The sequence below is a fragment of the Microbacterium sp. P26 genome (genome assembly GCF_023712585.1).
GTDB lineage: Bacteria > Actinomycetota > Actinomycetes > Actinomycetales > Microbacteriaceae > Microbacterium > Microbacterium algihabitans_A.
This window is the reverse complement of the sequence record NZ_JAMAXZ010000001.1, coordinates 708,619-721,549: the sequence shown is the minus strand read 5'-3', so window position 1 is coordinate 721,549 and position 12,931 is coordinate 708,619. Positions and strand designations below refer to the sequence as shown.

Below are 12,931 nucleotides of genomic sequence, written 5' to 3'. Positions count from 1 at the left end.
CCGACCACACGGCGCGCGCCCCGCGGACCGCCCAAGGGAACGCCCCGGCTAGGCTGAAACAATGGCTCTCTTCTCGCGCCGCAAGAAGTCCGACTCCGACGACGCATCGGCCGCCCGTCCCGACTCCGCGATCGAGCCGGGCGAACAGCCCGTCGATCCTGCCGGTCCCAGCGACGCCGCTCCCGCAGCGGATTCCGCGGACGCGGCCCCTGCTCCGGCGACTCCGACCGTCGGCATCTCGATGTCGTCGTTCCGCGGCGTCGGCGCCGCCCCCGAGGCAGCACCCCAGCTGACCAACGCCCCGCCGGTGGCCGACCGCCCCTCGGCGCGTCAGCCCGGAGCGATGGAGGCGCCGGAGGCTCCCGAGACGGTTCCGGGTCTGCGCGACAACGTGCTGTTGGGCAACGCCCTCGCCGAGATCAACGGTCAGCCCGAGCCCAACCAGTTGCTCAACGTCGCTCGTCAGCTGCTGCAGGGGCACGTCTTCCTGCGGGTGAAGGGCGACGCGCGCGCCCTCGTGGCTGAGGGCAAGGACCTGCCGCTGGCCGTCGCGAACCGCGGTGACGAGCAGCTCGTGCTCGCGTACACGGGCGGACTCGCGCTGCGTGCGAGCGTCGACGCCGACGGAGATCGCGACACTTCGGCGATGGGCCAGCCCATCATGGCGCTCCTGCGGCACGTGCTCGCCGGACCCTACGCGGGCATCATCCTCGACCCCGCGTCAGAGGAGCACCGCGCCGTGCTCCCCTCGGCCCTGCTCGAGCGCATGGTCACCGAGGCCGACCCCGAACTGCGCATCAAGACTCTGCTCTGCGAGACCCGCGGCGACGAGACGCCCGGCGCCATCGTCGACGCGATCATCGCCGACGCGCCGCTGTGGATCGCCGTCAACCGCGCGGGCGAAGACGGCCCCATCGGTGTCGCCGAGTCGCGGTCGGCTGCGGGCGAGCGCTTCCTCGAGGTCTTCACGCACCCGCTCGAGCTGCTGGCCCTCGGTCGCGGCGACCAGCCGCTGCCGATCAAGCGTGCCCAGCTGTCGAAGGCGCTGGCCACCGACGGCGGGCTCACCGGCATCCTGATCGACGCCGCCGGCCCGTGGATCCGCATGACGCGCGACGAGCTCGCGCCGCTCATCGCCCTGGCCGAGGTCGACGAAACGCCCGCTTCGTAGTTTCCGGATGCCGTGGGGCCGGCGCAGCCGTCGGCCTCACGGCACTCTCCAGGCCGAAGCCGTCGGCCTGCGACCGTGCGGCCGCTACGGTGCCCGCGGGTGCGCGCGGCGTGACTGCGCTTGCGCCCGTGCGCAACTCCGGAGATTCGCCGGGCGGTGCCGTCCCCGCCGCGGTGCTCCGGCCCGAGTGGGGCCGTTTCTCCGGAGTTGTGACCGCTCAGACGCCGTACAGCTCGCCCACGGGCACGGTGACCGGAAGCACGTTGCCCGCGGGCGCGAGCGGGCAGGCCCACATCGGGTCGTACGCGCACGACGGGTTGTAGGCGAAGTTGAAGTCGATCACGAGGGTGTCCGGCGCGGAACCCGTGCCCAGGTCGGCGCCCTTGATCGTGTCGAGCAGGTAGCGTCCGCCGCCGTAGGTTCCGCCCGGGCGTCCGGCCGACGCGTCGCGCACCGGCACGAACAGGCCACCGCCGTACGAGGTGAGGCGCCATACGTCGAGGGAGCCGGTGTCGGGGAGCTCGACACGGCCGATCCGCTCGAAGCCGACCTCGCCGTCGGTGCCCGTCGTCGCGACGAACGACGCCTCGTCGGCGTCGAGCAGTGGCACCTCGAACCGCCACGCGGCATCGTAGGGAGCCAGGGGCAGGCCGACGAATCCGTCCCGCTGCTCCGGAAGCAGGGGAGTGGCGGGATGGTCGGCGAACAGCGCATCGCGCTCGATCCGCCAGAGCTCGTGCGCGTCTTCGGGGTCGTCGGCCTCGCGCACCGCGTCGTACAGCGCGAAAACGCGGCGGCGCCAGTCGACGATGTCTAGGGCGGTGCGGCCAGCAGCGGTGGTCATGCCCTCGAGCGTAGGACGGTGCCGGATGCCAGGGCTCGGGCTGGACATGGGTGCCGCCGGGCGTCCGGGTGTTGCGTGGAGGTGGCCCCGGGGCCATTTCTGTCGCCCCGGGGCCACGGACGGCGCCCCGATCCGCGCCGGATGCAGTGTGCTCGAGGGGTCGGATGCGGTGCCCGGGCCGCGCGAGGGCGCCAGGGAGTGTCCGGATGCCGTGCGCAGGTGGCCCCGGGGCCATTTCTGTCGCCCCGGGGCCACGGACGGCGCCCCGATCCGCGCCGGATGCGGTGGGCCCGGGCCGGGCACGCGCGCCGCTTGGCGCCCGGGTGTTGCGTGGAGGTGGCCCCGGGGCCACTTTTGCCGCCCCGGGGCCACGGATGGCGACCCGATCCGCGCCGGATGCGGTGTGGCCCAGGCCGGATGCGGTGCCCGGGCCGCGCGAGGGCGCCAGGGAGTGCCGGATGCCGTGCGCAGGTGGCCCCGGGGCCACTTTCGCCGCCCCGGGGCCACGGATGGCGCCCCGATCCGCGGCGGATGCGGTGGGCCCGGGCCGGACACGCGCCGCTTGGCGCCCGGGTGTTGCGTGGAGGTGGCCCCGGGGCCACTTCTGTCGCCCCGGGGCCACGGATGGCGCCCCGATCCGCGCCGGATGCAGTGTGCCCGAGGGGGCGGATGCGGTGCCCGGGCCGCGCGAGGGCGCCAGGGAGTGTCCGGATGCCGTGCGCAGGTGGCCCCGGGGCCACTTTTGACGCCCCGGGGCCACGGAGCGCGCCCCGGAACGGCAGCGACGCCTCGCAGGAGCGGCGCCCAACTGCAGCGGCGTCCCGCAGAAGCGCCACCCCGCCCGAACCCCCGCAACGGGGCAGACACGGCCCCGGCCCGCGCACTAGCGTCGGGGCATGGCATCCCCCCGCATCACGCTGACCGTTCCGGGACCCGAGGGTGAGCGCGAGGTCGGCATCTCCAACCCCGATCGCGTGCTGTGGCCCGAGGTGGGAATCACCAAGCGCGAGCTCGCCGAGTACCTGATCGCCGTCGCCGACCCTTTCATCGCGGCGAACGGGCACCGGCCGGTGTCGCTCGAGCGCTTCCCCGAGGGCGTCGGGGGTGAAGCCTTCTTCTCGAAGAACCCGCCGAAGGGCGCGCCCGACTTCGTCGAGGCCGTGACCGTGACGTACAACAGCGGGCGCCGGCATCCGCAGCTCTTCCTCGGCGAGATCGCGTCGGCGGTGTGGGCGGCGCAGATGAACACGATCGTGTTCCACCCCTGGGCCTCGCTCGCGACCGACCCCGACCACCCGATCGAGTTGCGCATCGACCTCGACCCGCAGCCGGGCACGGGCATCGCCGAGGCCGTCACCGCCGCCCACGAGCTGCGCGCGGTGCTGCGCGAGGCCGGGCTCGAGCCCTGGATCAAGACGAGCGGCAACCGCGGCCTGCACGTGTTCTGCCCGATCGAGCCGACCCACGAGTTCCTCGACGTGCGGCACGCGGTCATCGCGGCGGCGCGCGAGTTGGAGCGACGGATGCCGGATGCCGTGACCACCAACTGGTGGAAGGAGGAGCGCGGCGAGCGGATCTTCGTCGACTTCAACCAGGCGAACCGCGACCGCACCATGGCCGGGGCGTATTCACCGCGGGCGCTGCCGACCGCGACGGTGTCGACGCCGGTGGCCTGGGACGAGCTCGACGACCTCGACCCGCTCGCGTTCACCGTGCGCTCGATCCCCGAGCGATTGGCATCCGTCGGGGATCCCTGGAAGGGCTTCGCCGACCAGCCCGGACGCATCGACACCCTGCTGGAGTGGTGGCAGCGCGACCTCGACAACGGTCTGGGGGAGCTGCCGTTCCCGCCCGAGTTCCCGAAGATGCCGGGGGAGCCGCCGCGCGTGCAGCCGTCTCGGGCGAAGAACCCGGAGGCCTAGGGCGTCAACGCATCGCCCGCGGCGCTGCGGTAGTACAGCACCGCGCGGCCGTAGCGCGCTCGGTTCAGCAGCCCCGCGCGTTCCATCACGCGCAGATGCTGGTTGATCGCCGACGTGGACACCCCGAGCTGGAGGGCGAGATCGGTGGACGAGGCCGGTTCACCGAGCGCCGCGAGGAGGGTCGCGCGGGTGCGGCCGAGCAGATCGGACACGGCGTCGGGTGCGGGCTGCCCGCTCGTCGACCACATCGCCCCCTGGCCGCGCGCCGGGTACATCACCGTCGGCGGCAGGTCGTCGTCGATGGGGGTCGATACGCGGACCGTGAAGATGGAGGGGACGAGAGTGAGCCCGTCGCCGCGCACCGGGCGACGGCGGATCTCGGGGTTCCACAGCCGCACGTCGAGGTGGCGGCCGTCGTAGCGGGCGGCATCCGAGAGGCCGTTGAGGACGGCGCCCATCCCGGCCTGGGCGGCGATGCGGCCGCGGTACGCGATGTCGGCGCGCAGCACCGTGCTCATGCGCGCCCAGTGCGGGGCGAAGCACAGGTCCCACGCGGTGGCGAGGGCGCGTTGCAGGCGGGCGATGACCACGTCGTGCCGGCCACGGAACACCGCGGGCACCTCTCCGTGCACGCGCTCGAGGTCGGTGGTGAAGTGGGCGCGCGTGATGCGTCCGAGCGCGGACAGTTCGTCGTCGAGGGAGGTGAGCGGAGAAGCCGGCCGAGGGTTCACGAAGTCGGCGGTCCACTTGCGATCGTTAACGAGCGCGAGCAGCACCTCGAGATCGAGCAGCGGACGCACCGATGCGATCCGCTCGAGCCACGGACGCTGCAGGGGGTAGCCCTCGGGCTGCGAGAAAGCGCGCAGACCGAGCCCGAGCTCCGACAACGGCGAGATGCCGAAGCGGATCGCCGAGATGTCGGCCGCGTCCAACTCGTATCGGATCATGAAGCCCCACGCTACATCGATTGAACGACCCCGTCGTACCTGGATCAATGGAGATGTGACCAGCACGATCCCCACCGTCCCCCTGAGAACCCTCGTGCAGACGGACCGGACGCTCCGCCGTCTGCTCACGATCACCCTGGTCGACACCCTCGGCCGCGGCGCGTTCTTCACCCTCACCACGCTCTACCTCACGCTCATCGTGGGTCTCGAGCCGGTCACCGTCGGCATCGGGCTCACGATCGCCGGCGCGGTCGGTGTCGCGAGCTCGCTCGTGTTCGGGCACCTGTCCGACCGCTTCAGCGCGCGGACGATGCTCGTCGTGCTGCACGTCGTGCAGGGGACCGCCCTCATCGGCTACCTGTTCGTGCGCGATCTGCCCACGCTCGTGGTCGTCGCCTCGCTGGTGCTGCTCGCCCAGCAGGGCGGCGGGAGCGTGCGCTCCTCCGTCGTCGGACGGGCGTTCCGCGGCGAGGACCGCGTGCGCATCCGTGCGACGATGCGAACCGTCACGAACATCGGCATTGGCGTCGGCACGGCCGTCGCGGCCATCCCCCTCGCGCTCGGCACGCCGTTCGCCTTCCACGTGACGATGACTCTCGCCGGGTCGCTGTTTCTGGCCTCCGCAGTGCTCGTCGCCGGTCTGGACCCGGCTCGCGTCGACGTCGTGGTCACGGCACCCGACTCGTCGGCCCCCGCCTTGGGAGGCCGGAGTCCCTACCGCGACCCGCGTTTCCTGTGGCTGACCGCGTTGATGGGGGTCTTCGGCATCCAGTTCGGGGTCTTCGAAATCGGGGTGCCGCTGTGGGTCGTCTCGCACACGATCGCCGCCGACGTGGTCGTGAGCCCGCTCCTGTTGGTCAACACGGTCGTCGTGGTGCTGCTGCAGGTGCGGATGAGCCGCGGGACCGGCACCTTCGCCGGCGCGGGCCGCGCGATGACGCGCGCCGGGTGGCTCATGGTCGCGGCGTGCGCGCTGTGGGCCGGTGCCGGATGGGTCGGGGGAGAGGGCTGGGGGCCCGCGGCACTGGTGATCGTCGTGCTCCTCGCGGCCGCGGTCGTGCACTCCCTCGCCGAGATCATGTCGAGCGCCGCGGGCTGGAGCCTGAGCTTCGACCTCGCCCCGCAGGAGCGCATGGGCAGCTACCAGGGCGTCTACGGCACCGGCTACGCGGTCGGCGCGATGATCGCGCCCGCGGTCGTCACGCTGACGGCGATCGATCTGGGGACCGGCGGGTGGGCGATCCTCGCCGCGATGTTCGCCGGGGCGTCGGCGGGCGTGGTCGTGATCGCCCGGCGGGCGGCACGGGAGGCGGATACCGCGTCAGTCCGGTGAGCCGGGCGGCTGGCCCGGGGCGCCGCTCGGCCTCACCAGGCTGACGCGGGGTGCTGCTCGGCGTCACCAGAACAGGCAACTGCGTCGAGAGCAGGACGATTGCGCCGGTTTCGGCCTGTTCTCGTGGCATCGCCTGTTCTCGTGACATCCCCGGCGCGAGGCCGCACGGCACCGGAGAGCGGCGGCGGATGCCACGCCCCGGGCGCACCGCCAGCTCGACGAGTCGCCGGCCTCAGTCGAGTACGTCGCCCAGGTCGTACGAGGTGACGGTCTCGAGCTGCGAGAAGGTGCAGGAGTGGGCGTCGCGGTCGGGGCGCCAGCGGTCGAACTGCACCGTGTGGCGGAAGCGCATGCCCTCGAGCTGGTCGTAGCGCACCTCGAGCACGAGCTCGGGGCGCAGCCGCACGAACGACACGTCTTTCGACGCCGAGAAGCGCGACCGGTCGGTCTCGCCGACCACGGCCCCGCCGTCGGCGTCGCGCTCCACGAGGGGAGCGAGCTCGTCGATCAGCTCTTTGCGGCGCTTGTCGGTCCATGCCGAGACGCCGCCGACGCCGTGCAGACGGCCGTCGTCGTCGTAGAGGCCGACGAGCAGCGAACCCACGCCCTCGCCCGACTTGTGGATGCGGTACCCGAGGGCGACCACGTCGGCGGTGCGGGCGTGCTTGATTTTGAACATCGTGCGCTTGTTCGGCGCGTAGGGCTGGGCGAGGGGCTTGGCGATCACGCCGTCGAGGCCCGCGCCCTCGAACTCCGCGAGCCAGCGACGGGCGAGGTCGGGGTCATCGGTGGTTCGCGTCACGTGCACGGGGTGCGGCACGGCGCCGAGCAGGTCTTCGAGCTGGGCGCGCCGCTCGGAGAACGGCTCGTTCTGCAGGTCGCGGTCGCCGCGGGCGAGCAGGTCGAACGCGATGAACATGGCCGGGGTTTCTTCAGCGAGCATGTTCACGCGTGAGGCCGCGGGGTGGATGCGCTGCGACAGGGCCTCCCAGTCGAGACGCTGGCCCCCCTCGGCGTCACGAGCGACGACCACCTCGCCGTCGATCAGGCACGGCTCGGGCAGCAGCTCGGCGAACGCCGCCACGAGCTCGGGGAAGTACCGGGTCAGCGGCTTGGCGCCGCGGCTGCCGATCTCGACGTCGGTGCCGTCCCACGAGATGAGGGCGCGGAAGCCGTCCCACTTGGGCTCGTAGCTGAAGCCGCCGTCGACCTTCGCGTGCTCGGGCACCTCGGGAACGGACTTCGCCAGCATCGGCGCCGGGATGTCGTACGGCATCGCCGTCAGCTCTCGTCGCCCGCCAGCGGCACGGGGTTCTTGCGCTTCTTGCGGCGCGCCCACTCGGCCGGCTTGTCGGGGCCGTTCCAGACGGTGATGATGCCCCACACCACGGCGGTCAGCGGCACGGCCAGCAGGGTGCCGAGGATGCCGCCGATCGCGGTACCGCCGGCCAGCACGACGAGCACGACGAACGAGTGCAGCTTCATCGAGCGACCCATCAGCACCGGCTGGAGGAAGTTGCCCTCGAGCTGGTTCACGAGCACGACGATTCCGACGACGATCAGGGCCACGATCGGGCCGTTGGTGACGAGCGCGACCAGTGCGGCCAGGATGCCGGCGGTGACCGCACCCACGATCGGGATGAACGCGAGCAGGAAGACGAGCACGGCCAGCGGCAGGGCGAGAGGCACCTGCAGGATCGCGAGTCCGATGCCGATGCCGATCGCGTCGACGGCGGCGACCGACGCCGTGCCGCGCACGTACGAGCCGAGGACCGTCACGGTCTTGTCACCGATGCGGCGCGCCCGCTCGTAGTCGCTGCCGTGGAACGGACGCAGCACGAACTCCCACATGCGGGGGCCGTCTTTGAGGAAGAAGAAGAGGATGACGACCATCAGCACGAAGCCCGTCACGAACGAGGCGATCGCGCTCACGCCGGCCAGCGCACCGGTGCCGAAGGACGAGCTCGTGACGAAGCCCTGAATGCCCTGGATCGCCTGGTTGACCTGGTCTTGAGAGATCGCGAAGGGCAGCGTGTGGTACCAGTCCTGCGCCTGCTGGAAGCCCTGCACCGCCTGCGAGCTGAGGTAGTCCCACTGATTGATGACGGCGTTCGCCACGAGCCAGCCGAGGCCGGCGAGCACGACGACGACGGCAAGGAGGGTCAGCAGCGTCGCGATGACCGAGGGCACGCCCTTGCGGCGCATCCACATCGTGACCGGGCCGAAGGCCGAGGCGAAGATGAGCGCGAGCACCAGCGGGATGATGACGAGCGTCACCTGCTGGATGCCCCAGATGATCCCCGCGACGAGCACCACGACGACGATGATCTGCACGGCCCGCACCGCGAGCCGGCCGAACCCGTCGGCCCAGAGGCTCTTCGGCGGAGTCTGGACGGCCTGCGCGACGGAGGTGACGGCGTCGCGAGGCGCGGGATGACGAGAGAACAGGCCCATGCTCACACGGTAGCGGGGGCCTCCGACATGGGTGCGGAGGTTGCGCGCCATCCCGGGGGCGGATAGGGCGACGGATGCCGGGATCCCCGGCGTTCCGCGGGCTGCAGGCCCGCGCGGGCCCGCTCCGCCCGTCCGCGCCCCGGGCGCCGAGCCCGCGCCCGGACCGGACAGGATCGGGCGCCGGGTCCCGGCATCCGGGATCGGAGGAGCACGGCTCCGTGGCTCACGTCGGGCGCCAAGGCCACGGCATCCGGGCCCGAACGCGCGCGCTCCGTGGGCTGAGGCCGGGCGCCGGGTCCCGGCATCCGGGATCAGACGAACGCGCTCATGTCGGTGATGTCGCGGCCGAGCAAGAGCGCCTGAACGCTCTCGGTGCCCTCGTAGGTGTGGATCGCTTCGATGTCGGCCATGTGCTGCATGACGCCGTTCTCGAGCAGGATGCCGTTGCCGCCCAGCAGGTCGCGCGCGATCGCGGCGACCCGGCGCGCGGCGCGGGTGTTGTGGTACTTCGCCAGCGATGCCTGTGTGGGGCGCAGGCCGCCGGAGGACTCGAGGTCGGCGAGACGGCGGCAGTACAGCTGCATCGCGGTGAGTTCGTCGAGCATCTGCGCGAGGCGTTCCTGCACCATCTGGAACTTGGCGAGGGGCTTTCCGAACTGCATGCGCTCGGTGGCATATGTCCGCGCGATCTCATAGCAGGCGGTCGCGTGGCCGAGCGCCGACCAGGCGACGCCCGAGCGCGTGGCGAAGAGGACGACCGATGCGTCCTTGAAGGTGTGGGTGCCGGGCAGCACGGCATCCGCGGGAAGACGCACATCGTCCATCGCGATGTGAGCCTGGTGGATGCCGCGGAGCGACACCTTTCCGGTGATGACGGTGCCCGTGTAGCCGGGGGTGTCCTGCTCGACGAGGAAGCAGCGCACGTTGCCGTGGTCGTCGCCGCCCTCATTCTCGACACGAGCCCACACGAAGGTGATGCCGCCGGAGGCGCCGTTGCCGATCCACTTCTTCGTGCCGCTGAGCGACCAGCCGTCGGCGGTTCGGGTCGCGGTCGTCTCGAGCGAGACGGAGTCGGAGCCGTGGTCGGGCTCGGTCAGCGCGAAGGCGCCGAGCACGGTTCCATCGGCGAGGGGCTTCAGCCAGCGCTGCTGCTGCTCGGGCGAGCCGTAGAACGCGAGCGTCCGCAGCGCGAGCCCGCCCTGCACGGCGAGGGCGGTGGCGAGGGAGCCGTCGTGACGCGAGATCTCCATGTTGACCAGCCCCGCGGCCAGGGGCGAGGTGTAGGGCAGCTCGTCGTGCTCGATGCCGTCGGTGAACAGCTCGAGCTCGCCCATGCGTTTCACCAGGTCGATCGGATAGCTCGCGGCATCCCATTCACCCTGCATGCGCGTGCCGACCTCGTCGGCGAAGGCCTTCGCGGTGTCCCACACGGCGCGGTCGGCGTCGGGGATGTCGGCGAACACCGCGTAGTAGTCGGTGTCGCGGCGACCGAGCAGGTCGTAGTGGGCGACGCGCTCTCCGGGGAGCGTGCGGGCATCGGCGTCGATGGTCATGGTTCCCAGTATCGCGCATGTTGGGACTCAGTGCCACGCTGTGCGGGACTCGGGGCGAACGCTCGGGCGGAGCATTCCGGGTGGCCGGGACGCCGTGTGTGCCCAGGGTGCGCGAGACTGCATTCGGCTGACAAATCGGTGTCAGGCTGCAACGCAGTTGTCAGCGAGATGCAGTCTCGCGAGCCCAAAGCGCCGGGCGCCGGGCGCTGGGCACCGGTACCGGGCGCTGGGCACCGAGCACCGGCCCCGCGCCTCAGTCGCCGAGCGTCGCGCGCAGGCGCCGCGTGACCTCGGCGGCGGGCATGCGGCGGGGGAACGCAGCGACGATGAGGTCGTCGCCGGCGGAGTCGTCGCCGTCGGGGTGCACGCCATAGCGGCGGAGCACGTCGTCGAGGGCGCGACGCAGAACGGATGCCGGCACCCGAGCCCCACGCATGAGACGGCGCAGCACGTGGTTGTGCACGGCGGTCACGAGGGCCGAGAAACCGACCGCGTCGAGCGGATCGAGACCGGGCAGCGCTTCGCGCAGATACTCGTCGAACAGGCGCTCGTAGCGGAAGACCGTGATGATCTCGCGGTCGCGCAGCCCCGGAACCTGCCGCACGATCGCGTACCGCCGCCGCGCGACCTCGGGGTCGGCCGCGAAGTGACGGAACACCCGCACCGAGGCCTCGCACACCGCGGCCCACGGGTCGTCGTGCGGCTGCGCGAGGTAGGCGCGAGTCTCGGCGATGAGCACTTCGTGGTCGGCGAACACGACGTCTTCTTTGCCGCCGAACTGCCGGAAGAAGGTCGAGCGCGACACCCCCGCAGCCTGCGCGATCTGCTCGACCGAGGTCTGGTCGTAGCCGTGCTCCGCGAAGAGGTCGATGGCCGCGGCCACCACGGCCGTTCGACTCGTGGGAGCGGCGTTGTCGGTCACGCGTCGAGCCTATCCGCGGGCCCGCGTCGCGGCCCGCGCCGCCGTGCGCGAGGGGTCGAGATGTGTCGCCGATAACGCTCGGAGGCGACACGGATCGACCCCTCACGCGGGGAGTCCGCCGGGTGTGTAGGACGGGTAGACGATCGCGGTCGTCGAGGCAAGCGGATGCCGTGGCGCCGGCATCCGGAGTGGGATGGAACGATGACGTCCTCCCTGTGGCACACCGATTCCGCGTCCGTCGAGACGACACCCCTGAAGGACGGTGGGCGGCACGACGTCGTCATCGTCGGGGCCGGGATCACGGGCTTGTCGACCGCCGTCATGCTCGGCGAGGCGGGAGTCGACGTCGCGTTGGTCGACGCGGGCGAGGTGGGCCGGGGCGCGACCGGGGCGTCGGTGGGCATGGTATCCGTGCTGCAGGGTTCGACCCTCGCGGCCCTGCGCGCGCATCACCCCGCCACCCTCGTGCGGGCCTACGTCGAGGCGAACCGGGCGGGGCAGGAGTGGCTCGCCGAGAAGGCGGGGGCGGATGCCGATCGCCGCACCTCGTTCACCTTCGGTCGGGGCCTCGCGACCGACGTCGCCCTCGACGCGGTGCGCGACGCCGCGCGAGAGGCCGGTCTCGCGATTCGAGAGGACGCCCCGAGCGACTTCGGCGGACGCACTGCGGTGCGGGCCATCGCGCTCGACGATCAGCTGGCGCTCGACCCGGTGCGACTCGCCCGTACGCTCGCCCGCGCGGCCGTCGACGCCGGAGTGACCCTGCACACCGGCGTCCGCGTCAGCGACGTGAGCGTGCTCCCCGAGGGGCGCGTCGACACCGACCACGGCACGCTCTTCGGCGAGACCGTCGTGCTGGCGACCGGCACGCCCATTACCCGACGTGGGCTCTACGACCTGAAGACGCGGGCGCTGCGGTCGTGGGCGATCGCGTTCGAGATGGACGCGGATGCCGCGGCCCCCGGCGGAATGTGGAGCGAGGTCGGCGCCGAGGGACGCAGCGTCGTGGCCGTGCCGTCGTCGTTCGGACGTGCCGCTCTCGTCGTGACCGGGGCACGGCATCCGGTGGGGTCCGCCTCGTCGGAGGTCGCCCTCGCCGAAGCGCTCGCCGCGTGGGCGCGACGCACGCTCCCGGTCGGGGCGGAGCTCGCGCGCTGGTCGGGGCAGGACTACCAGTCGCACAACCTGATTCCCTTCGTCGGCGGGATGCCGCGGGGCCTCGGCCGCTTGCGTTTCGCCACCGGATACGCGGGGTGGGGCCTGACGAATGCCCCGGCGGCGGCGATGCGGTTGAGCGACGAGATCCGCGGGGTGTCGTGGCGCGACCGCCCGCGCTGGATGCGCACGATGGGCACGCGCATGACCGTGCCCGCCGACCTGGGCCGGGGGATCGGCGAGGCCGGGCGCCGCGCCTCGGTCGTGGCGGGAGCCTTCACCGCGGCCACCCCCGCGCCGGTCAAGCGACCGGCGGAAGGCGCGGGAGTCGTGTCGCGCCAGGGTCTGCGCACGGCCGCAGTCTCGACGGTCGACGGGCAGACGCGCGCGATCGTCGCCCCGGCCCCGCTGACCTGGAACGACGCGGAACGCTCGTGGGACAGCCCCGTCGACGGCTCGCGCTACGCCCCCGACGGCACGCGGCTCGAGGGCGCGGCATCCGCCGATCTGGGCGTGCGGGGGCGCTGAGGTTGCGTCGGGCCGGGCGCGCGTGCTGCGGGGCCCCGGCGGCGCGGCGCCGCGCCGGCTGGCCGCCGTGCCGGCGGGGCGCCGAGACTGCATCTCGGTGAC

General features: G+C 72.3%; 10 protein-coding genes. 4 read left to right on the top strand and 6 right to left on the bottom strand.

Annotated features, from left to right (window positions below; genetic code table 11):
* Positions 1-61: 61 nt before the first annotated feature.
* Entirely contained in the window at positions 62-1,171 is a 1,110-nt protein-coding gene (locus M3667_RS03365) for an SseB family protein (RefSeq protein WP_251504893.1), read from the top strand.
* A gap of 217 nt (positions 1,172-1,388) precedes the next feature.
* Here M3667_RS03365 and M3667_RS03360 read toward each other — a convergent pair whose 3' ends face one another.
* Positions 1,389-2,015: a DUF1684 domain-containing protein gene (locus M3667_RS03360; protein WP_144829350.1), complete on the bottom strand. Its 627-nt coding sequence runs from the start codon at positions 2,013-2,015 to the stop codon at positions 1,389-1,391.
* Between the two features lie 896 nt (positions 2,016-2,911).
* On the opposite strand from M3667_RS03360, the gene ligD reads away from it, so the two are divergent.
* Positions 2,912-3,937 (top strand): non-homologous end-joining DNA ligase, encoded by a 1,026-nt coding sequence (gene ligD, locus M3667_RS03355; protein ID WP_251504890.1) that lies wholly within the window; start codon positions 2,912-2,914, stop codon positions 3,935-3,937.
* On the opposite strand, the gene M3667_RS03350 is transcribed toward ligD, so the two are convergent.
* Positions 3,934-4,884: a DUF5937 family protein gene (locus M3667_RS03350; protein WP_251504887.1), complete on the bottom strand. Its 951-nt coding sequence runs from the start codon at positions 4,882-4,884 to the stop codon at positions 3,934-3,936. The genes ligD and M3667_RS03350 overlap by 4 nt on opposite strands.
* A gap of 55 nt (positions 4,885-4,939) precedes the next feature.
* Here M3667_RS03350 and M3667_RS03345 point away from each other — a divergent pair, with 55 nt between their 5' ends.
* A complete protein-coding gene (locus M3667_RS03345) occupies positions 4,940-6,217 on the top strand; it encodes an MFS transporter (RefSeq protein WP_251504885.1) in 1,278 nt (425 codons plus the stop codon).
* Between the two features lie 232 nt (positions 6,218-6,449).
* Here M3667_RS03345 and M3667_RS03340 read toward each other — a convergent pair whose 3' ends face one another.
* From M3667_RS03340 to M3667_RS03325, 4 genes are all read right to left on the bottom strand, one after another.
* The gene (locus M3667_RS03340; protein WP_251504882.1) at positions 6,450-7,493 is read right to left on the bottom strand and encodes an ATP-dependent DNA ligase; all 1,044 of its coding nucleotides are present in this window, start codon (positions 7,491-7,493) and stop codon (positions 6,450-6,452) included.
* Between the two features lie 5 nt (positions 7,494-7,498).
* Positions 7,499-8,671, bottom strand: a complete 1,173-nt coding sequence (locus tag M3667_RS03335; RefSeq protein ID WP_251504879.1) for an AI-2E family transporter — start codon at positions 8,669-8,671, stop codon at positions 7,499-7,501.
* Between the two features lie 311 nt (positions 8,672-8,982).
* The gene (locus M3667_RS03330) at positions 8,983-10,224 is read right to left on the bottom strand and encodes an acyl-CoA dehydrogenase family protein (protein ID WP_251504875.1); all 1,242 of its coding nucleotides are present in this window, start codon (positions 10,222-10,224) and stop codon (positions 8,983-8,985) included.
* Positions 10,225-10,477: 253 nt separating this feature from the next.
* Positions 10,478-11,146: a TetR/AcrR family transcriptional regulator gene (locus M3667_RS03325; RefSeq protein ID WP_251504873.1), complete on the bottom strand. Its 669-nt coding sequence runs from the start codon at positions 11,144-11,146 to the stop codon at positions 10,478-10,480.
* A gap of 201 nt (positions 11,147-11,347) precedes the next feature.
* Here M3667_RS03325 and M3667_RS03320 point away from each other — a divergent pair, with 201 nt between their 5' ends.
* Positions 11,348-12,829: an FAD-dependent oxidoreductase gene (locus M3667_RS03320; RefSeq protein WP_251504870.1), complete on the top strand. Its 1,482-nt coding sequence runs from the start codon at positions 11,348-11,350 to the stop codon at positions 12,827-12,829.
* The last annotated feature ends 102 nt before the right edge of the window (positions 12,830-12,931 follow it).

Bases quoted from the DNA above. Each gene is read 5' to 3' on its own strand.
- M3667_RS03365 (WP_251504893.1), top strand. From the start codon at position 62: ATGGCTCTCTTCTCGCGCCGCAAGAAGTCCGACTCCGACGACGCATCG.
- M3667_RS03360 (WP_144829350.1), bottom strand. From the start codon at position 2,015: ATGACCACCGCTGCTGGCCGCACCGCCCTAGACATCGTCGACTGGCGC.
- ligD (WP_251504890.1), top strand. From the start codon at position 2,912: ATGGCATCCCCCCGCATCACGCTGACCGTTCCGGGACCCGAGGGTGAG.
- M3667_RS03350 (WP_251504887.1), bottom strand. From the start codon at position 4,884: ATGATCCGATACGAGTTGGACGCGGCCGACATCTCGGCGATCCGCTTC.
- M3667_RS03340 (WP_251504882.1), bottom strand. From the start codon at position 7,493: ATGCCGTACGACATCCCGGCGCCGATGCTGGCGAAGTCCGTTCCCGAG.
- M3667_RS03335 (WP_251504879.1), bottom strand. From the start codon at position 8,671: ATGGGCCTGTTCTCTCGTCATCCCGCGCCTCGCGACGCCGTCACCTCC.
- M3667_RS03330 (WP_251504875.1), bottom strand. From the start codon at position 10,224: ATGACCATCGACGCCGATGCCCGCACGCTCCCCGGAGAGCGCGTCGCC.
- M3667_RS03320 (WP_251504870.1), top strand. From the start codon at position 11,348: ATGACGTCCTCCCTGTGGCACACCGATTCCGCGTCCGTCGAGACGACA.